Raw genomic sequence first — 20149 nt, forward strand, 5'->3', positions numbered from 1 at the left:
TACCCCTTAATACTTGTAGGGCCATTAGCCGAAAGCATGGAATTCTCGCGGATGGGGCGGGGAATTGCACCTTATGCTTGCCAGTAATATCGGGATATTGGGAAGTCAGGTTTACATTTTGGGTTGAACGAAATTTAAGCGATTGATTTATGCCAGAGGTTCATGCTCTCTATCTGACCGCCTATTTGGGTATTGAGATGCAGACGGCCGCCATAGCGGTAATCTGCCGCGGCAAAGGTGCGGTTCATACCAACGGAAACGGCTCTGGCTATGGTATAGGCGGTTCGGTAGCCCTGGTGGAATATTGCTTGTTCCATATGTGCCAGCAAGGTTCTGGCGCAGCCTTGTCCGCGGGCCTGTGGCAGAGTGGCGAAGTCTGTCATCTCTGCACTGAGACTCTTGGGATCCTTTTCGGCAGAAGCCAGGGCTATCAGTCGCCCTTGTTGGCGGATCCCAAAGTAGTCGACGTCACTGGCCATGTTTTGCCGCAAAAATTCCGGATCTTCAATGGGGAAGGGGTAGCTGGGAAACACTTCGCTATAGAGCCTGGCCATCTGTGGCAGGTCCTCTTCGCGGCAGCGACTGACCTCGGCCGCTGAATGGAATTCAGGCTTGATATCCGCCCTGGCGCGCTCCAGCAGGGTATCCAACTCCGGCATGGTGCGAAACTGCCTGGTTTTGTCTTGGTAGCGGGCGAGAAATACGGCGTCCTGGCCTTGATAAAAATTGGGGATCCTGGCTTCTTCGCTGAAACCATATGCCAAAAACAGACCGGCCTTATGCTCAGGTAGCTTGGCGATGATTTTGCCGTAGCCATGTTGCAGCGCCAGGGCTCTCAGTGCATCCAGTAAAGGCCCGGGTTCGGCATTACCAAGGGAGATCAGATAGATGCGATCATTGGCCGGGCCATGCTGAATGTGGGCGCCGAGTAAGTTGAGTTGTTGATCAAATTGAGCTTGGGTCATGAGTGTGAACTGTCCTGATGCGAGGTGAGCCGGGGCTTGGGATCTGGTTGGTGAATGATGTTGACCAGCACCAATAGACCGGCGGAGACCAAAATGCCATAGATACTGGGATCCAGACCGAGTTTAGCCAAGCCATTCGGCAGCTTGAGCAGCTCTGTCAGTAGCGCCAGCGCCGTGAGGCCACCTCCCAGCATGGCGCAAAGTGCCGCCGTGGAGCTGACTCTGGGCCAAAACAGCGCCGCCAGAGTCGGGACAAACAGCCCGGAAACCATAAAGGCATAAGCATAGAGAATGGCATCCAATACCTGCCTGGCCTGACTGGCGAGATAGATGGCTACCAGCCCCAGCAATAGAGTGGCAATCATCGACAGTCTCAGGGTGTTGTTCCCTCTGGGATCCAGCCCGAGCAGATCTTGGGTCAGGTTGCCGGATGCTGCCATCAGGCAACTGTCTGCGGTGGACATGATCGCGGAAAAATATGCCGCGATAATCAGCCCGGTAAAGCCCATTGGCAAGAGATCGCGGATCATCGCCGGCACCGCCATTTCACTGTCCATATGTGGCAACATGACTCTGGCGCACATCCCCAGTAAAACGCCGGATATCGCCATCAGGGGATATTCAAGCACCCCGGCCAGATACCAGGCGCGCTTGGCGGTGGCGCTATCTTTACAGGCAAACATTCGCTGATAGAGAGTCATGGCAATCAGCCACACGGGTGTGATGGTGAGTAGCCAATTGATGGCCGTGATGGGATCTATAGCGGTCAGTGACATATGGGACGGCGGCAGATTGCGGCTCAACCCCTGCCAGCCACCGACCTCGACCAGGGCGTAGGGCAGGGTAAAGCCAATCAAGCCCAGCAATAAAATGAGCCACTGGACGCTGTCGGTATAGATAACCGCTTTGAGACCCCCAAATACAGTGTAAAGTATGGTGGTTCCGCCTATGACCCAGAGCGCCAACTGCAGCGGCGGCAAGGCATCGAAGCCCTTGGGCAGCAGAGTGGCGGCCGCCAGTTTGGCACCGGCGAGGATCTGCGCGCCGGTAAACCCCAGATAACCGATACAGGAGATCAAGGCGGCCAACATGGCGACTCTGGCCCCGAATCTGTGCTTGAGCAGATCCGGATAGGTATAAAAGCGCTCGCCCTGCTCCAGACGTTTGACCCTGGGAATAACAAACACAGCAGATAACCAGGCCCCCAGCAAACCGGTAAACAGCAGCCAACTGCCCGCCAGTCCCATACTGAAGCCGAGACCGGCAAGACCTATGGAAAATCCGCCGCCCACATCCGTGGCGGCAATGGAAAAGCCTACGTGCCTGGCTTTGATATTGCGGCCACCGAGATAGTAGTCATCGCCGTCACTGTGGCGTTTGAAGTGGAAGTAACCAAACCCCAGTAAACCTACGAGGTACGCCAGGAAAATCCCATAATCCAAAGGGTGCATGGATCACTCCTGTAGCAGGAATGATACGTCGGCACTGCGCCCCTCAAAGTTGGTGGCTATCAGGCGCTCGCCTTCCGGGCCTGTTTGCCTGCTGACATATTCCGGCTGCACCGGCATTTTACCCAGACCGCCGACGCCATCGACGATAAAGGTGGGAATTGCCGGGCCGGATACCCAGCCGCGGATGCCATGATAGATTTTCAGCATTCGCTGATAACTGACCTGAAACTTGCTGTTGCCCGGCGCCGGATCCATGGCATAGACGTAATAGGGACGTATGCCTATAGATACCAACTCCATCACCAGTTCCTGCATAGTGTCTATGCTGTCGTTGACGCCTTTGATCAGTACGCTCTGGTTACCGAGCATGATGCCGGTTTCCCTGAGCATGGCGATATGTTTGCTGAATAAGGGGGTGATTTCTCTGGGGTGGTTCACTTGGGTGTTGATCAGTGTGACTCGGTTACGCTTCAGTACCCGGCACAGCTCGGGCGTGACCCGGGTGGGAAGCTGCGCCAATAAACGGCTGCCGATACGCAGTATTTTCAGATCCGGTCTGGCCTCTCGGATCATCGACAGAATTTCATCCAGCTTGTCATCTGTGAGCAGCAAAGGATCGCCGCCCGACAGGAGCACGTCCTGCACTTCTGTATATTGGCGCAGATACTCCACCGAGCGACGGATCCTGTCCATGGAGATCACGTTGAGCGGATCGGACACCATGCGTTTGCGGGTGCAGTGGCGGCAATAGGAGCCGCAGATGTTGTGTACCAGGAACAACACCCGATTGGGATACCTGTGCACTATCGAGGTGCCTTCTGGCATCATGTCATCTTCCGCCAATTGATCGCCCATTTCATGGGGGGCGACCTCCAACTCATCCTGCTCAGGAACATACTGCAACCGAATCGGGCAGTTGGGATCATCTTTGTCCATCAGCTGGGCTATATAGGGGGTGATCCTGGCGGCAATCACTTCATAAACTTGGTCATCGACCGCGCGAATATTATTGAATACCTGGGACAGTTGTTTGTCATTCTTAAAGCTCAGTGACAGGGTTTCCCGCCAAGAGTGATTGGCAACATCAAACTGCATCAGCGCCTGATGGCTGGAAAATGGCCGCTTCTCCGTGATGACTTTCAGTGGAATAGGATTTTCTTCGCTCTTGTACTTCAGGCTGGTGGCCGACATGGGGATAGTCCTTTTCTGATAATTAATACTCAATAATTAATTTGAGCTCTAATCGTTAGCTATCTAATGATTGCACTATGAGGTTTTTGTATCAACAAAAGATGAGCAATTTGTTGATCTGAAGTTGCATTTGTCGGCGGTGGTATTTTTGAAAACTCAGCTATTGAGTCGATGGGCTATGAGTTTGCAGAGCTTTTCTGATAAGCTGGCGCCTTTCGGCTATTGGTGATTTCAGTGGCCCTTTTCGAACCAGTGTGAGTGGGAAGTATTCATGGAAAAGTATGAGCAGTTATTAATCTCGCTGCGCAAAGTGATCCGCGCCATCGACCTGCATTCCAGGCAGCTCAGTAAGCACTCGGGCCTCACCGGACCGCAGCTTATGGTGATGCAGAAAATCGCTTCCATGGGATCGCCGCTCGCCAAACAGGTGGCGACCGAGATCAATCTGAGTCCTGCCACAGTCACCACTATCATCGACCGTCTGGAAGCCAAGGGCTTGGTTATACGCCAGCGCAGCCAAACCGATAAGCGCAAGGTACACCTGTTGCTGAGTGAGTCCGGTGCTGCCTTGCTGGCACAGGCGCCCAAACCGCTGCAGGAGCACTTTATCAAGCGCTATCAGGCGTTGGAGGCCTGGGAGCAGAGCCAGCTCTTGTCGGCCGTGGAGCGGATTGCCACCATGATGGATGCCGAAGAGCTGGATGCCGCCCCCATGCTGTTGGTGGGACAAATTCAGCCGAGCGATGAGCCGGAAGCTGTGACCCCAAAGCAAACCAAGAGCTGAGTTTTCCTCTTTCAAGCGGGTCGCCATCAGCGACCCCAAGATTGATTTCTGTCTGAACCCAGTTTCCCCTTGTTGCCAATCCCGGCTTTTGTCGGCGATGTCTTGCACTCAATTGGTGAAATATTGCACAGTCTTGAGTCATTGGTGCAACTCATTTACTTTTGATGCCTTTTGAGAGACGCTCGCCCAGCATCAGGGTGAACTTTCACAAGCTACTGAATTAAAATATTAAATACTTGTCACTTGGCTGACACACCTCTGTCTTATTGCTGTTATTTTGCCCTGGCATGCTATCTGCTCACAGGGAACTTAAGGTGATTGGCGTGGAGTGCTGAGATGGGACTGGAGAAGTTGCTGTATCTGCAAGGGATAGGGGACGGCTTCAGCGACAGCTATGGGCGTTTTTGCCCTACATCGGCCGGCACACGCAAACAGATCCTCAGCGCCATGTGTGGCCCTATACCCGAAGAGGCGAGCGAGCTTTGGATTGAGCGGCGGGTCTATCAGCTCGATGCCGAACCCTGGCAGCAGCTGTTGCCTTCATTTCAGTGGTGCTATCTCGACAGTCTCGGTCTGAGGTTCAGACTCGAGGCGCAGTCTTTGCCATCCAAGGCGCTGCAGCTGACGCTGACGAGTGAACTGGGTGAGGAGTTTGTTGTCAGCTTTTCAGCGGCAGACTGCCCGGTGCGCGGCGATTATCGTATCGGTGAGCGCTGCTATCTTGAGCACGAGCTTAAACTGGACGAGGTTTCCGGCAACTGTGGCATCGCCCCCGGACTTGGCTACCACAGGGTGTCTTTATCTATCATTGAGCGTGAGGGCGATGAGAGGCTGCTTGCTGCGGGCACCTTGATGGTGACGCCAAGGCAGGCCTTCCAAGGCGTACTGCAAAAAAATACGGCGCGGCAAAACGAGCCTCATCGCAGGCCCTGGGGCGTCAGCGTGCAGCTGTTTTCGCTCTGGCAGGAGGATACTCCCGGCCCTGAGGCAATGGGCGACTTTGGAGCCCTGCTGAAGCTGATAACCCAACTGGCCCCCAAGGGGCTGGACTTTATCCTGCTCAACCCCCTGCATGCGCTGGCGCTCACTGAGGATGCCTCCCCAAGTCCCTACAGCCCAATAGACAGACGCCGCCTGCACCCATTGTATATCTCGCCGCCGCTCTGCGCCGAAGGGATGGCAAAAAACTGTGATGCTGAATCTTTTGCCGAGCAAACGGCCTTCAGCCCCTGGCTGGACTATGCCGCTGTCAGCCGTGATAAGTGTGCCCGCCTCAAAGCAATGTGGCAGCGTTTCAACGCTTTGCCCAAGGATGCTCCCAGGCGCCAGGGCTACCAAGGCTTTGTGCGCCGGGAGGGACTGGCGCTGCAGCACTATGCCCGGGAGCAGGCAAGTTTCGCCACCGGAGACTGGCCCGCAGATGCCGGCTTTTATCTCTATCTGCAGTTTGTTGCCGAAGAGCAGTTGGCCTTGTGTCAATCCCGCGCCATAGAAGCCGGCATGAGTATCGGCCTTATCCGGGATCTGGCTGTCGGCACAGTTGGCTGCGGCACTGAGGTGAGTCAGCATCAGAGTCAGTTTTGCCAAGGTGCCAGCATAGGGGCGCCGCCGGATGCCTTTGCGCCCCAGGGGCAGAACTGGGGGCTGACGCCTCTGGACCCCGTCGGTCTCAAGCAGGCGGATTTTAGCCACTTTATTGAGTTGCTGCGCACCAACATGCGTCACTGTGGTGCCATTCGGATAGATCACGTGATGTCGCTGTTTCGTCTCTGGTGGTGGCCGGCCGAGGCCGAAAACCAGATTGAAACTGCAGTCGAAACTGAGTCTGGCGAGCCTGAAGGCGCCTATGTCTATTACCCCTTCGATACCCTGCTGGCGATTTTATTGCTGGAGAGCCAGCGTGCCCGCTGCCTGGTGATTGGCGAAGACCTTGGGCTGGTGCCGCCGCAAATCGTAGCGCCGCTTAAGCTTGGCGGGCTGTACTCCAATGAGCTGTTCTATTTTTGCCGTGAGCAGCAGGATTTCCCTGACTTTGGTGGATTTCGGCCGCCAAATGACTACAAGCCAAACGCCATCATGATGCTGAGCAACCATGATGTACCGCCACTAAAAGCCTGGCTGGAAGATGAAGATCTCAGGCTCAGGCGGGAACTTGGCCTGCTGGGTGCTGAACAATACGCAAGGGAAAGCGATGACCGCCGCAGGGATATTCAGGCTCTTGAAGTTTGGCTGTCGCAATTTTATCCCTTTGATAACAAGATAAAAGCTGCACTTGCGCCGGACTCTGTCACCTATACCCAAAACTTGATCCATAACCTCGCCGTCACAGTCGCCTCGGGGTGCAGTGCGCTTTTCAGCCTGCCGCTGACAGATCTGCTCGGCGATAAGGTGGCGGTCAATATCCCGGGCACCAGCACTGAGTATCCCAACTGGCGCCGACGTTATTCGTTGGCCGTGGAAAGGCTCAATGATTCCGAGCTGCTGCAAAACCTGCTCAGGGATATCCGCCGGGTGCGCGAGCAAAGTGGCAGCGCTGAGCCGGAGCGGCTTCGAGCTCAATCAACAGGAGATGCAGATGAAACAGCAAATCGTCGCCAATGAACCCGCGCCGCACTTTAGTGAGCCAATGCAGGAAAGCCTGGTCCCTGAACTGGACTTTGCCGCTGCCTGCGCTTTGGCCGAAGGGCGCCATGGCGATCCCTTCGCCTGGCTCGGAATGCATCTGGTCGAGCAAAATGGCCGCAGCCGCTTGCTACTGCGCGCCGTGCTGCCCGGCGCCGCCGCCGTCGAGGTGCTGGATGCGAAAACCGGCCGTAAGGTGGCCGAGCTTACCCCTGTCGTTGGCGCCGAGCCCCTGTTCTGTGGCTTTATGGGGCGCAGGGTCAAACCCTTCGACTATAGGCTCCGCATCAGCTATCCCCAGGCGGAGCTGGTGCTGGACGACCCTTACCGCTTTGATGCTTCGCTCGATGAACAGGCATGTTTTCTCTTCAATGAAGGCAGTCTGCTGAAGGGCTGGCAGTTGCTCGGTGCCAATTGGCTCGAGTGCCAGGGCGTAAAAGGTGTGCGTTTTTGTGTTTGGGCTCCCAATGCCAAAAGTGTGTCTTTGCTGGGGGATTTTAATCATTGGGACAGACGTCGCCACAGTATGCGCCGCCACCCGGCCTCAGGTCTTTGGGAGCTGTTTTTGCCGCAAGTCCAGGGCGGTGAGCACTATAAATTTTTGCTGCAAACCCAGGATGGCAGCTGGCTGGAAAAGGCCGACCCCTGCGCCAGACAGATGCAAGGTGCGCCCCACAACGCCTCGATAGTGCCGATGGCGGACAGTGATTGGCAATGGCAGGACAGTGATTGGATGGCCGCCAGGGCGCAAAGCACCTGGCACCGACAGGCGGTCAGTATCTATGAGCTGCATCTGGGGTCCTGGCGGCGTAACGGCGAAGGCGGTTTTCTCAGCTACGCAGAGGTGGCCGAACTCTTGGTGCCTTACCTGCAATCTCACGGCTTTACCCATGTGGAATTTATGCCGCTGAGTGAATACCCCTTCGACGGTTCCTGGGGCTATCAACCCGTGGGGCTGTATGCTCCCAGTCATAGGTTTGGTGATCCCGAGGGGCTTAAACTGCTGGTGGATGCCTGCCACAGGGCGGGTATTGGTGTGCTGCTCGACTGGGTGGCGGCGCACTTTCCTTCCGACCCCCACGGCCTGGCGCATTTTGATGGCACTTGCTTGTACGAACATGAAGATCCCCGCCGTGGCCGTCATCCCGACTGGGACACCTTGATCTACAACTATGGCCGCAAAGAGGTGCAGAGTTTTCTGCTCAGCAATGCCTGTTATTGGCTGGAGGAGTTTCACTTCGATGGCCTGCGTCTCGATGCAGTGTCTTCCATGCTCTATCTGGATTACAGCCGCGAAGAGGGCCAGTGGCAGGCCAACGAATATGGCGGCCGTGAGAATTTGGAAGCGATAGCCTTTTTGCAGCAGCTCAATACGCGTCTCTACCATGAGTACCCGGGGATCATCATGATTGCCGAAGAGTCCACCGCCTGGGATGGCGTCAGCCGGGATGTCGCTGCCGGCGGCTTGGGATTCGGCTTCAAATGGAATATGGGCTGGATGCACGACACCTTGGATTATCTCACCAAGGAGCCGGTACATCGCAGCTATCACCATGGGCAACTGACTTTTTCCCTCATCTATGCCTATACCGAGCAGTTTATTTTGTCGCTGAGTCACGATGAAGTGGTGCATGGCAAGCGCGCCTTGTTGGAGAAGATCCCCGGCGATGACTGGCAGAAGTTTGCCACACTGCGGGCTTTTTACGGTTTTATGTGGGCTCATCCGGGGAAAAAGCTGCTGTTTATGGGCGGCGAGTTTGGCCAGCGGCGCGAATGGCAACATGACTTCAGCCTCGACTGGCACCTGCTGCAGTATCCGTCTCATCAGGGGCTCAGCGATTGGGTGCGGGATCTTAACCTCTGTTACCGCCGGCAGCCGTCATTGTGGCAGTGTGACGGCGAGCCGCAAGGGTTTCGCTGGCTCGACTGCAACGACAGTCAGCACAGCCTGCTGGCGTTTACGCGTATCGATTCCGACGGCAACATGGTGCTGGTTATCTGTAACTTTACCCCTTGTGTCAGGGAAGGCTATCGACTGGGATTGCCAGAGCCCGGACGTTACCGCGAGCTGCTCAACAGCGACAGCGCATTCTACGGCGGCAGTAATCAAGGCAACGCCGGAGGCATAGAAGCCGAGGAGATCCCCTGGCAGGGCATGCCATATAGCGCGCTGATCCGGGTGCCGCCACTGGCGAGCGTCTATTTCGCCTTGGAGCGTGGCTGATGCAGATGCTTGCAGGCAAACCCTGGCCTCTGGGCTCGACTCTGGTGCATGCAGCCAATGGCGAGCCGGAAGGGGTGAATTTTGCGCTGTTTTCGGCTCATGCAACCCGGGTAGAGCTGTGCCTGTTTGAATTCAAAAATGGCCAATGGCGAGAGTCGGGCCGTTTCGAGCTTATGCCGTCCTCGCAACAGGTGTTCCATGGTTTGCTGCAGGGGGCCGGTGAAGGACTCTGCTATGGCTATCGGGTGCATGGCCCTTATCAGCCTCAGGAAGGGCACAGATTCAATCCGGCCAAGCTGCTGCTGGACCCTTACGCCAGAGCCTTTTGTGGTCGCTGGCAGTATGGGCCCTGGCAACTTGGCTATGCCAGAGTCGATGAGCAGGGCCGGCCATTGGCCGCTGTTTGCCATCCGGGGGATGCTGAATCCCCAGTACCAGGGTCCCCGGAGCGGGAGTCCGGCAGTGCCGGAATAGGTGATGACTTATGGGCCGAACCCTGTGACAACGCCTGGGCCATGCCCAAATGCCAAGTGGTAGCCGATACCCGCTTTACCGGCAAGCGCTTACCGGGCGGCCAATGGCGTAATGAAGTGATCTACGAGATGCACCTCAAGGGCTTCACCGCCGCCATGGCCGGGATCCCCCCTGAGCTTCGCGGCACCTTTGCCGGTTTGGCGCACCCGGTGGCGATAGCTTATCTCAAGTCGCTCGGGATCACCTGTGTCGAACTGCTGCCGGTGCACGCCTTTCTGTCCGAGCCTTTTCTGCTGGATAGCGGGCTCAGCAATTACTGGGGTTATAACAGCATAGGTTTCTTCGCTCCCCATGGGGCATATTCGGCCTCTGACGATGCCATTGGCGAATTCAAGCAGATGGTCTCTGCCCTGCATGATGCCGGTATCAAACTCGTGCTGGATGTGGTCTTTAACCACAGCGCCGAGGGTAATCGTCAGGGGCCGACCGTCAGTTTTCGCGGCTTGGACAATCTCAGCTACTACCGTTTGCATCCGGCAGATAAGCGTTTTTATATCAATGACTCTGGCTGTGGCAACTGCCTGGATATCAGCCATCCAAGAGTCGTACAGCTGCTGATGGACTCGCTGCGTTACTGGGTCGATATCATGGGGGTGGATGGCTTTCGTTTCGATCTGGCCACCAGCCTTGGCCGTGAGACGCAGGGGTTCAGCAATCGCGCCGGATTGTTCGATGCCTTGCTGCAAGACCCTGAACTGCAGCAATGTGTGCTGATAGCCGAGCCCTGGGACATAGGCCCGGGCGGTTATCAGTTGGGGCAGTTCCCCAATCGCTTTGGCGAATGGAACGACAGATATCGCGATACCCTGCGGCGTTTCTGGCGCGGTGATGCCGGGCTCTTGCCCGAGCTTGCCAGGCGCCTTTCCGGCTCCGGCGATCTGTTTGAACACTCGGGGCGCGGCCCACAAAGTTCAATCAACTTTATCTGCAGCCATGATGGATTCACCCTGAGAGATTTGGTGAGTTATCGCGAGCGGCACAATCAGGCCAACGGTGAAAACAACCGCGATGGACACCACGAAAACTTCAGTGCCAACCATGGCGTGGAAGGCGAGAGCAAAGATGCCGCCATATTGGCCCTGAGGGCGCGCCAAAGCCGTAATCTGCTGGCGAGTTTACTGCTCTCCCAGGGCACGCCCATGTTGCTGGCCGGCGATGAGTTCGGCAACTCCCAGAGCGGCAACAACAACGCCTATTGTCAGGACAACCCATTGGGTTGGCTCGATTGGCACAGGGAAGATACTGCGCTTGGCGCCTTTGTTCGCCGGCTTATCCATATCCGCCGGGATTGCGGTTTTTATGACAGCGATGACTATGTTCACACCGATGCCCTCCAGGCTCCCAGAGCCCTGGCTTGGTTTGCTGCCTCCGGCGAGGCCATGACACCCGGCCATTGGGGCGAAGTCCAGTGCCGTAGCTTGCAGTTGATGCAGAGCCGTCAGCTCAATAAGAGCCCTCAGCGGGCAGAGAGCCGTCAGCCCAATATGAGCCCTCAAGGAGAAAACAAACTTCAGACCGAAGCCCTGCTGATCCTGCTGCATGCCGGTGACAGCAACAGCCATTTTTGTCTGCCATCTCCGCCGCCGGGAGCCGGTGAGCAGTGGCAGCTGCTGCTTTCCAGCGAAGCCGGACGGGATGAACTGCAATCCTGCTATCCCACAGCTTCATCTTTCGCCGTTGCCGCCTGCAGTTTTCAGCTGCTGGCCGCAGGTGGCCGTTATCTGTCGTCCTCAGCCAAAGGAGCCAGCCATGACTGATACTTCAAGGAATAGAGTCAAGAGCCGCAGTAAGAGCCAATCGACAACAGCATCAAAAGCCGCATCGCCAATCGCGCCCGCTAGTCAACAAGCCCCAGGCCATCTGGCGCACCAAGACTGCGAGCCCTGTGATTCACTGCCAGCGGCCTTTGCCAGACAGCTGAGATACGATCTTAACCGCAATGAGCGCAGGCCACAGGAGCTTTATCAGGCGTTGGCCCTGAGTGTCAAAGAGCAGCTGTTGGACGATTGGTGCGCCAGTCGCAGCCAGGATGCTTTGTACCAGCGCAAACAGGTGGCTTATTTGTCGCTGGAGTTTTTGATGGGCCGAAGCCTGGGCAACGCCTTGCTCAATCTGGAGCTGACCGACGAGTGTCGGGAGATGCTGCAAGGCTATGCGGTAGCGCTTGAAACCCTGCAACAGCAAGAGCATGACGCCGGTCTGGGAAACGGCGGTCTCGGGCGGCTGGCGGCTTGCTTTATGGACAGCTGCGCCAGTCTCGGCCTGGCGGTCACTGGCTATGGTATTCGTTATGAGTACGGCATGTTTGCTCAGCAGATAGTCGATGGTTACCAGCAGGAGCAGCCGGACCGCTGGCTCAGGGATGGCAACCCCTGGGAAGTGCGGGCCTCACAGCACAATGTGACCGTGCCTTTCTTTGGTCATGTGCAGAGCCATGTCGACCGCGATGGCCGCCGGCACAGGGCCTGGATGGATACCCAGGATGTACTGGCGGTTGCCTATGATATGCCGGTGCCGGGTTATCGCAACGGCCGGGTCAACACCCTGAGGCTTTGGAAGGCCGAGGCCACGGATGAGTTTGACCTTGCCGAGTTCAACCAGGGTGATTACACCGAAGCCGTGGCGGCCAAGAATCTGGCCGAGCAGATCACCATGGTGTTGTACCCCAATGACAGCAGTGAAAACGGCAAAGAGTTGCGGCTGCGGCAGCAGTATTTCCTGTCCTCTGCCAGTTTGCAGGATCTGTTGACGACCTGGGTTGCCAACAAAGGCCGGGACTTCAGTGAGTTTGCCAAGTTTCATGTGCTGCAGCTCAATGATACCCATCCGGCGATTGCGGTTCCCGAGTTGATGCGCCTGCTTATCGACGAATATCAGCTGGAGTGGCAAGCCGCCTGGGACATAGTCAGCCACTGCATGGCCTACACCAACCACACCTTGTTGCCGGAGGCGCTGGAGCGCTGGCCGGTGCGCATGTTCGCCCAGATGCTGCCACGTATTCTGGAGATCATCTATGAAATCAACGCCAGATACCTGGAGTTGGTGGCGCATCACTGGCCCGGCGATGTGTCACGTCTGCGGCAGATGTCCATCATAGAAGAGGGGGATGAGCCCCATATCCGTATGGCCTATCTGGCGATAGTGGCCAGCTTTTCGGTCAATGGTGTGGCGGCGCTGCACTCAAGGCTGTTGACCACAGGGCTGTTTCGGGACTTTTACGAGCTCTGGCCGCATAAGTTCAACAACCGTACCAATGGTGTGACGCCCAGGCGCTGGCTGGCTCACTGTAACCCCCGTTTGGCCGCGCTCATCAGCAGCCGCCTGGGGCAGGATTGGCTGAGCGACCTAAGATGCCTGACGGCCCTCAACGCCTTTACCTCGGACAAGCCATTTATTACCGCCTGGCGCGAGGTGAAGCAGGCCAATAAACAGGCGCTGGCCGAGCTGGTGGCGCAGCGCTGCCAGGTGAACTTCGACCCCTCCATGATGTTTGATGTGCAGGTTAAGAGGATCCACGAATATAAGCGGCAACTGCTGAATATCATGCATGTGATCCATCTCTATCAGCGGATTGTCAGTGGCGATACCCAGGGGATGCAGCCACGCTGCGTCTTGATTGGCGGCAAGGCGGCACCCGGTTATGCCATGGCGAAACTGGTGATCAAACTGGCCAACAACGTGGCTCATATGGTCAATGAGGATCCCAGAGTCAGTCCCTGGTTAAGGTTTGCCTTTTTGCCCGACTATAACGTCAGCGCCATGGAGGTGATCTGCCCGGGTACGGATTTGTCAGAGCAGATATCCACCGCCGGCAAGGAAGCCTCGGGCACAGGCAATATGAAGTTCATGATGAATGGCGCCCTGACCATAGGCACTCTGGATGGTGCCAATATCGAGATGCTCGAAGAGGTAGGTGAAGACAACTTCTTTCTGTTTGGCCTCAATGCCCTAGCGGTGGAGGAGCTCAAGGCGCACTACTGCCCGGCGCAATATATAGCGTCCTCGGCGGCGCTCGGCGGCGTAATGGCGCTGCTCAAAAGTGGTCACTTTAATCTGCAGGAACCGGGGATATTCGACCCTATCATAGCCGCCATTGAGTCGCCCCAAGATCCCTGGATGCTGGCGGCCGACTTTGAAACCTACCGTCTGGCCCAGCTGCAAGCCGCCAAGGCTTATCAGGACCCTCAGCGCTGGACCGCCATGAGTATTCGCAACACCGCGGTCAGTGGCCGCTTCTCCAGCGATGTCACCATAGCCGGTTATCGCGACCATATCTGGGGCGCGCAGTGAGCGCCTTTTTCTGTTAATTGGGAGCACGCTTTTATGCCGAATCCGAGTCCGCGTTATATCAGTAACCTTACCCGTGAAACCTATGCCCTGATCCTGGCCGGAGGCCGGGGTTCCCGCCTCCATGAGCTGACCGATTGGCGGGCCAAGCCGGCGCTTTATTTCGGCGGCAAGTTCAGGATCATCGACTTTCCGCTGTCCAACTGCATCAACTCGGGGATCCGCCGGGTAGGGGTGGTGACCCAGTATAAGTCCCATTCGCTTATCCGCCACGTGACCCGCGGCTGGGGGCATTTCAAAAAGGAGTTGGGGGAGTCGGTGGAGATATTGCCGGCGTCCCAACGTTATTCGGACAACTGGTATCAGGGCACGGCCGATGCAGTGTTTCAGAACATAGACATCATACGTCACGAGCTGCCGCGCTATGTGATGGTGCTTTCGGGCGATCATATCTACCGCATGGATTACGCCGGGCTGCTGGCCGCTCATGCCGAGTCCGGCGCCGATATGACGGTTTCCTGTATGGAGGTGCCGGTGGCCGAAGCGGCCAACGCCTTCGGGGTGATGGAGGTGGACAGCAGCAACCGTATTCTGGGGTTTGAAGAGAAACCGGCCCAACCCAGGCCCTTGCCGGATAACCCCGAATCCTGCCTGGCATCCATGGGCAACTATGTGTTCAACACAGAGTTTTTGTTTGAACAGCTGAAAAAAGATGCCCAGAACGCCGATTCCAACCGGGATTTCGGCAAGGACATTATTCCGGCCATCATAGAAAAGCACCGGGTCTATGCCTATCCGTTTCGCAGCGCTTTTCCCAATGAGCAGGCCTACTGGCGCGATGTGGGAACTCTGGATTCTTTCTGGCAAGCCAATATGGAACTGCTGTCGCCGACGCCGGCGCTCAATCTCTATGATGCCAAATGGCCCATCTGGACCTATCAGGAACAACTGCCGCCGGCCAAGTTTGTATTTGACGATGATGACAGGCGCGGCATGGCACTGGACTCTGTGGTTTCCAGCGGCTGCATTATCTCAGGTGCCACTGTGCGCCACTGCGTCCTCTTCAATGAGGTCAGGGTTTGTTCTTACTCAGAGGTGGAAGACTCAGTGATCCTGCCCGATGTGGTGGTGTTGCGTCATTGCCGCATTCGCAAGGCTATCATAGATCGGGGCTGCATTATCCCCGAGGGGATGGAGATAGGCTTCAACCATGACCACGACAGGGCCAAGGGTTTTCGGGTCTCGGAAAACGGTGTGGTGCTGGTGACCCGCGACATGTTGGGACTGCCTGTGGGGTACGAATAATGGCGGCGAAAGCAAAACTGCAGGTGTTGATGTTGGCAGCGGAAAACGCTGCCCTGGCCGGCGCCAAAGTCGGCGGTATGGCCGATGTGCTGGCCGAGTTGGCTCCGGCGCTGCAAGGCCAAGGCGTAGCGGCGCATATCATAATGCCGGACTATGGCTTTTTGGCCAAGGAGCAGGGGGCCGATTTTCTGTGCGAGTTTGAATTTGCTTTCGGCGCAGGCACCACCCGGGCGCGGCTGTATCGTATCGCCAATCCGGCGGTTCAGCCAGGCTCCCAGGGGTTGTGGATCTATCTTCTGGCTCATGAAGGTTTTTGCGGCGTTAAGCGTGAAGTCTACAGCCTTGATGGCCCTGAGCGCCCCTTTGCCACAGATGCAGGCAAGTTTGCCCTCTTCGGCGCTGCAGTGGCGGCGGCGCTGAAACAGGGATTACTGCCGCTGCCGGACAGGTTTCACCTGCACGACTGGCACTGCGGCGGTTTTGCCATGTTAAGAGCACTGGATCCTGCCTATCACGGCCTATCAAAAGTGCCCTGTGTCCTCAGTATTCACAACCTGGCGATGCAGGGTGTGCGGCCGCTTGCCGGCGAGGCATCTTCCCTGGCGGCCTGGTATCCCTGGCTGTTGGCCGAAGGGGGAAACCCCAAGCTGCAACTGGCGCAGGATACCCGCTACCCCGGGTGCATCAATCCGCTGCGAGCGGCGATTCAGTTCAGTGATGTTATCCATCTGGTCTCGGCGACTTATGCCAAGGAAGTGCTGCGTCCGTCACAGCCAGAGCTAGGTTTCTTTGGCGGCGAAGGATTGGAGGTTGACCTGCAGGCCAAAGCCAAGCTTGGCCAGGTGTTCGGTATTCTCAACGGCTGTGACTATCAAAAAGGATTACCGCTCGCTGCCGGCAAGCGGCGGCAACTCAAGTTGCAACTGCCCAAGATAGCCACAGAGGCATTGTTGAGTAAACTCGGGCGCAGCGATGCAGTGACGCCGGCAGATATGATTGCTCAAATCCGCTTGGGCCAGATATCGGACTCACCGGGAATGCTGCTGACCTCGGTTGGCAGGCTCACTGAACAGAAGTTACTCTTGCTGTGTCATCCCTGGCAGGGCAAGACAGTGCTGGAAGAGCTGCTGCTAAGGCTGGCGCAGTTTAGCGACAGCGCCTGTTTTTGGCTGCTCGGCAGCGGCGATGAGCAGATAGCGGCACTCTTTGGCCGCATCGCCGCGAGCAACAGCAATTTTCGCTTTATCAATGGTTATCATCAGGAGCTGGCCGATGCCCTCTATCAATGCGGCGATCTGTTTGTGATGCCAAGCTCCTTCGAGCCTTGCGGTATCAGCCAGATGCTGGCTTTGAGAGCAGGCCAACCCTGCTTGGTGCATGCCACAGGCGGACTGGCCGATACCATCAGCGACGGTGACAATGGCTTGGTATTCTCGGGGACGGGGCTGGATGAACAGGCCAAGGCGCTGCTCGACGCCCTGTCCCGGGCCTTTGAGCTCTATTCCACTGCCAACTGGAACGCCCTTAGAAAAAGGGCTTCCGCCAGCCGCTTTTCATGGCAAGACAGCGCAAGGCTTTATCTGACGCAACTCTACCAGGTGGAAAATTCCAGCAAGGATGAGCGGCGCCCAGTGGAAAGCGCCATAAATTAGTCAGGTTTCCGAAGGTGCTCTGCTACACTAGACCTGTAGATTTCTTCTTTGTTATTCACAGGCTTGGGGGCAGATGGAGCAGAGCATTTTCCTTCCTTTGGCACAAAATGCCGCATTTTTGCTGGCATTGGTGTTTATTTATGATGCTATTCCCAGACAGCAGCAGCGGGAATACTTCCTGCTGTGGCGTTTGTTGATTGGCGTCATTATCGGTGGCATCTGTATTGCGGTGATGCTTACCCCCTGGAGCTATGAGCCGGGGATCTTCTTCGATAGTCGCTCCGTACTTTTAAGTATCTCAGGCCTGTTTTTCGGCGGCCTGCCGACCATAATCGCCTGCGTGATTACCGCCGCTTTTCGCATCTACCTCGGTGGCGGTGCTGTTTGGGTTGGTGTTGGAGTGATCTTCTCCAGCGGCTTGATAGGCCTGTTGTGGCGCAAACGGCGCAAGCAATCCCTCGCCGATATAGGCTACCCGGAGCTGGCCGGCTTTTCCCTATTGGTGCATCTGGTGATGCTGGCCTGGATGTTACTGCTGCCCTGGGAAACCGCCAAAGGGGTGCTTGCCAGTATCAGTTTGCCAGTGCTGACCTTGTTCCCACTCACCAATGTGTTGCTGGGGCGCTTGCTGTCGCGGCGGCTTGAATTTGAGCGCGACAACCGCATTCGGCTGCAGGATGACTTTCTGTTTCGCTCCCAGTTCCATGTTGGCAACATAGGGATTTCCATCACCTCGCCGGATCAACGCTGGCTCAAGATAAACCCCCACATGTGCCGGATGTTGGGTTACACAGAGCAGGAGTTGTCGCAACTGACCTGGTCTGAGCTGACCCACCCGGATGATCTGCCCGCCGACATGGCGCAATTCAGGCGGATGCTGGATGGTGAAATCGACGAATATGAGATGGAAAAACGCTTCGTCTCCAAGCAGGGGCAGTATGTCTATACCCATATGACTGTGGCCTGTCAGCGCCATCATCAGCAGGTACAGTTGGTGATAGCCGGCTATATCGATATTACCTCGGCCAAGTTGGCCGAGCAGGCGATTGCCGCCAGTCGCGATCAGTTGGAGCTGGTGCTGCAAAGCGGTCAACTCGGCTTCTGGGACTGGGACCCAGTCAAGGATACCGTAGTGCGCAACAAACGCAGTGCCGAAATTCTCGGCTGCTCCCTTAACAATCTCAACGACAACAAACGCCTGTGGTTAGATGGTATTCATCCCAAGGACAGGGCCTGGGTACTGCGCTCTTTGGATGAGCACCTGGCGTGCAAAACCGAGCAACACAAGGTGCAGTACCGGCTGATCCGTCCGGACGGCGAACTGCGCTGGGTGCAGGATACCGGCAAGGTGGTCAGTCGTGACGAGAAGGGCAGGCCTCTCAGGGTTTGCGGCGTGCATGTGGATATTACCGAGCAAAAACAGCTGGAAGCCTCACTCAAGCTGGCGGCTTCCGTCTATGAAAATTCCAGCGAGGCGATGAGTGTGCTGGATGATGTCGGCACCATAATGACGGTCAATTCGGCGTTCAGCGCCATCACAGGGTATCAGCCACAAGATGTGCTGGGCAGTAACATAGATATGCTCAAGTGCGACGACCACGATGAGAGGTTTTACCGTGAGCTGAATCATGATCTCAGCCACAAGGGGCGCTGGCAGGGAGAGATGTGGCTGCGCTGCAGTGATGGCCGCAAGATAATGATTTGGCTCAGCATCAATACCATTCACAGCACGGATGATACCCCTCTGAGAAGGGTGGCGCTGTTTTCCGATATCACCGACAAGAAGCAGAATGAACGTCTTATCTGGCGTCAGGCCAACTATGATGCCCTGACAGGTTTGCCGAACCGGCGCATGTTCACCGAGCATCTTGGCAATGAAATCCGTAAGGCCAAGCGCCATGGCCATGGTTTTGCGCTGCTGTTTCTGGATCTGGATTTCTTCAAAGAGGTTAATGATACCCTGGGTCATGACATGGGGGATTTACTGCTGGTGGAAACCTCGGAGCGGCTGCAGGCCTGTGTGCGTGAGTCCGACGTGGTGGCCAGACTCGGCGGCGATGAGTTCACCTTGCTGCTCTCGGATGTGCAGGATCATAACGGGGTCGAGCGGGTTGCCAACCATATTCTCAGCAGTCTGGCGGAGCCCTTCAAGTTGGGCGATGAAACCGCCTTTATCAGCGCCAGTATCGGCATTACCCTGTATCCCGATGATGGTCAGACAGTGGAGTTGTTGCTTAAACATGCGGATCAGGCCATGTATGCCGCCAAAGATCAGGGCCGCAACCGTTTCAACTATTTCACTGCTTCTATGCAGGAATACGCCAGATACAGGATGCGGCTTATTCAGGATTTGCGTCAGGCATTGGAGCGGCGCGAATTCGAACTCAGGTTCCAACCCATAGTCGAGCTGGGCAGCGGTAAGGTATTCAAGGCCGAAGCCTTGCTGCGCTGGAATCATAGTGAGCGCGGCAGCGTCTCGCCGGCTGAGTTTATTCCGGTGGCAGAAGACACAGGGCTTATCTTTGAAATCGGTAACTGGGTGTTTGAGCAGGCGGCGCGTCAGAGTGCCGCCTGGCGCGAGGCTTATGGGAGCGAGGTGCAGATCAGTATCAACAAATCGCCAATCCAATTTCGCGACGAAGGCAACCGCTTTGCTGAGTGGCTTGAGCTGCTGACAAGTCTGGGTGTCTCTGGCTCGGGGATCTGTATAGAGATAACTGAAGGCCTGTTGCTGGATGCCAATATGGGAGTGACCGAAAAGCTGTTGGCCTATAGGGATGCTGGCATTCAGGTGTCTCTGGATGACTTTGGCACCGGCTATTCCTCCCTGGCTTATCTGAAGCGGTTTGATATCGACTATCTCAAGATAGATCAATCTTTTACCCGTAATTTGGAAACGGATGAGAGTGACCTGACCCTCTGTGAAGCCATCATAGTCATGGCGCACAAGTTGGGGATGAAGGTGATAGCCGAAGGGGTAGAGACAGCCGGTCAGGCCGAGATCTTGACCCGCATAGGCTGCGACTATGCCCAGGGTTACCTCTACTCCCAGGCGTTGGATATCGAAGGCTTTGAGCAAAAATATCTTGGCAAGCATCAGGTCATAGGTGGTGGAAATGCCAGCTGATAACTTG

The 20149-nt window shown here is 56.3% G+C and carries 11 protein-coding genes; 8 read left to right on the forward strand and 3 right to left on the reverse strand.

Annotated elements, in window-relative coordinates; genetic code table 11:
* Positions 1 to 134 precede the first annotated feature (134 nt).
* Genes ablB through N512_RS0100150 form a run of 3 tightly spaced genes read right to left on the reverse strand, consistent with a single transcriptional unit; the run spans position 135 to position 3607 of the window.
* On the reverse strand, positions 135 to 965 hold the full coding sequence (gene ablB / locus N512_RS0100140) for a putative beta-lysine N-acetyltransferase (RefSeq protein ID WP_028778991.1): 831 nt from the start codon (positions 963 to 965) through the stop codon (positions 135 to 137).
* Positions 962 to 2416, reverse strand: a complete 1455-nt coding sequence (locus N512_RS0100145) for a sodium:solute symporter family protein (protein ID WP_028778992.1) — start codon at positions 2414 to 2416, stop codon at positions 962 to 964. The genes ablB and N512_RS0100145 overlap by 4 nt, the downstream gene beginning before the upstream one ends.
* A 3-nt stretch (positions 2417 to 2419) precedes the next feature.
* Positions 2420 to 3607 carry a KamA family radical SAM protein gene (locus N512_RS0100150; protein ID WP_051472564.1) on the reverse strand — a complete coding sequence of 396 codons (1188 nt, stop codon included), beginning with the start codon at positions 3605 to 3607 and terminating at the stop codon, positions 2420 to 2422.
* A gap of 271 nt (positions 3608 to 3878) precedes the next feature.
* On the opposite strand from N512_RS0100150, the gene N512_RS0100155 reads away from it, so the two are divergent.
* The 8 genes from N512_RS0100155 to N512_RS0100190 all read left to right on the forward strand — a co-directional run bounded on the left by N512_RS0100155 (position 3879) and on the right by N512_RS0100190 (position 20142).
* Positions 3879 to 4391, forward strand: a complete 513-nt coding sequence (locus N512_RS0100155) for a MarR family winged helix-turn-helix transcriptional regulator (RefSeq protein WP_025011422.1) — start codon at positions 3879 to 3881, stop codon at positions 4389 to 4391.
* 336 nt (positions 4392 to 4727) lie between these two features.
* Positions 4728 to 6992, forward strand: coding sequence for a 4-alpha-glucanotransferase (gene malQ / locus N512_RS21845; protein ID WP_051472565.1), 2265 nt, complete (start codon positions 4728 to 4730; stop codon positions 6990 to 6992).
* 25 nt (positions 6993 to 7017) lie between these two features.
* Positions 7018 to 9237: a 1,4-alpha-glucan branching protein GlgB gene (gene glgB / locus N512_RS0100165; RefSeq protein WP_051472595.1), complete on the forward strand. Its 2220-nt coding sequence runs from the start codon at positions 7018 to 7020 to the stop codon at positions 9235 to 9237.
* Complete coding sequence (gene glgX, locus N512_RS21850) at positions 9237 to 11528, forward strand: glycogen debranching protein GlgX (protein ID WP_051472566.1); 2292 nt, start codon at positions 9237 to 9239, stop codon at positions 11526 to 11528. The genes glgB and glgX overlap by 1 nt, the downstream gene beginning before the upstream one ends.
* Complete coding sequence (locus N512_RS0100175; RefSeq protein WP_028778995.1) at positions 11521 to 14061, forward strand: glycogen/starch/alpha-glucan phosphorylase; 2541 nt, start codon at positions 11521 to 11523, stop codon at positions 14059 to 14061. The genes glgX and N512_RS0100175 overlap by 8 nt, the downstream gene beginning before the upstream one ends.
* 33 nt (positions 14062 to 14094) lie before the next feature.
* Complete coding sequence (glgC, locus tag N512_RS0100180; protein ID WP_025889422.1) at positions 14095 to 15363, forward strand: glucose-1-phosphate adenylyltransferase; 1269 nt, start codon at positions 14095 to 14097, stop codon at positions 15361 to 15363.
* The gene (locus tag N512_RS21855; RefSeq protein ID WP_231473463.1) at positions 15363 to 17015 is read left to right on the forward strand and encodes a glycogen synthase; all 1653 of its coding nucleotides are present in this window, start codon (positions 15363 to 15365) and stop codon (positions 17013 to 17015) included. Before glgC ends, N512_RS21855 begins: the two co-directional genes overlap by 1 nt.
* A gap of 73 nt (positions 17016 to 17088) precedes the next feature.
* Positions 17089 to 20142: an EAL domain-containing protein gene (locus N512_RS0100190; RefSeq protein WP_028778996.1), complete on the forward strand. Its 3054-nt coding sequence runs from the start codon at positions 17089 to 17091 to the stop codon at positions 20140 to 20142.
* The last annotated feature ends 7 nt before the right edge of the window (positions 20143 to 20149 follow it).

It is taken from the genome of Shewanella sp. 38A_GOM-205m (assembly GCF_000518445.1).
Classification (GTDB): Bacteria; Pseudomonadota; Gammaproteobacteria; order Enterobacterales; family Shewanellaceae; genus Shewanella; species Shewanella algae.

What these genes read in the sequence shown, in the direction of transcription:
- ablB (WP_028778991.1), bottom strand. Translation starts at nt 965, where the DNA reads ATGACCCAAGCTCAATTTGATCAACAACTCAACTTACTCGGCGCCCAC.
- N512_RS0100145 (WP_028778992.1), bottom strand. Translation starts at nt 2,416, where the DNA reads ATGCACCCTTTGGATTATGGGATTTTCCTGGCGTACCTCGTAGGTTTA.
- N512_RS0100150 (WP_051472564.1), bottom strand. Translation starts at nt 3,607, where the DNA reads ATGTCGGCCACCAGCCTGAAGTACAAGAGCGAAGAAAATCCTATTCCA.
- N512_RS0100155 (WP_025011422.1), top strand. Translation starts at nt 3,879, where the DNA reads ATGGAAAAGTATGAGCAGTTATTAATCTCGCTGCGCAAAGTGATCCGC.
- malQ (WP_051472565.1), top strand. Translation starts at nt 4,728, where the DNA reads ATGGGACTGGAGAAGTTGCTGTATCTGCAAGGGATAGGGGACGGCTTC.
- glgB (WP_051472595.1), top strand. Translation starts at nt 7,018, where the DNA reads ATGCAGGAAAGCCTGGTCCCTGAACTGGACTTTGCCGCTGCCTGCGCT.
- glgX (WP_051472566.1), top strand. Translation starts at nt 9,237, where the DNA reads ATGCAGATGCTTGCAGGCAAACCCTGGCCTCTGGGCTCGACTCTGGTG.
- N512_RS0100175 (WP_028778995.1), top strand. Translation starts at nt 11,521, where the DNA reads ATGACTGATACTTCAAGGAATAGAGTCAAGAGCCGCAGTAAGAGCCAA.
- glgC (WP_025889422.1), top strand. Translation starts at nt 14,095, where the DNA reads ATGCCGAATCCGAGTCCGCGTTATATCAGTAACCTTACCCGTGAAACC.
- N512_RS21855 (WP_231473463.1), top strand. Translation starts at nt 15,363, where the DNA reads ATGGCGGCGAAAGCAAAACTGCAGGTGTTGATGTTGGCAGCGGAAAAC.
- N512_RS0100190 (WP_028778996.1), top strand. Translation starts at nt 17,089, where the DNA reads ATGGAGCAGAGCATTTTCCTTCCTTTGGCACAAAATGCCGCATTTTTG.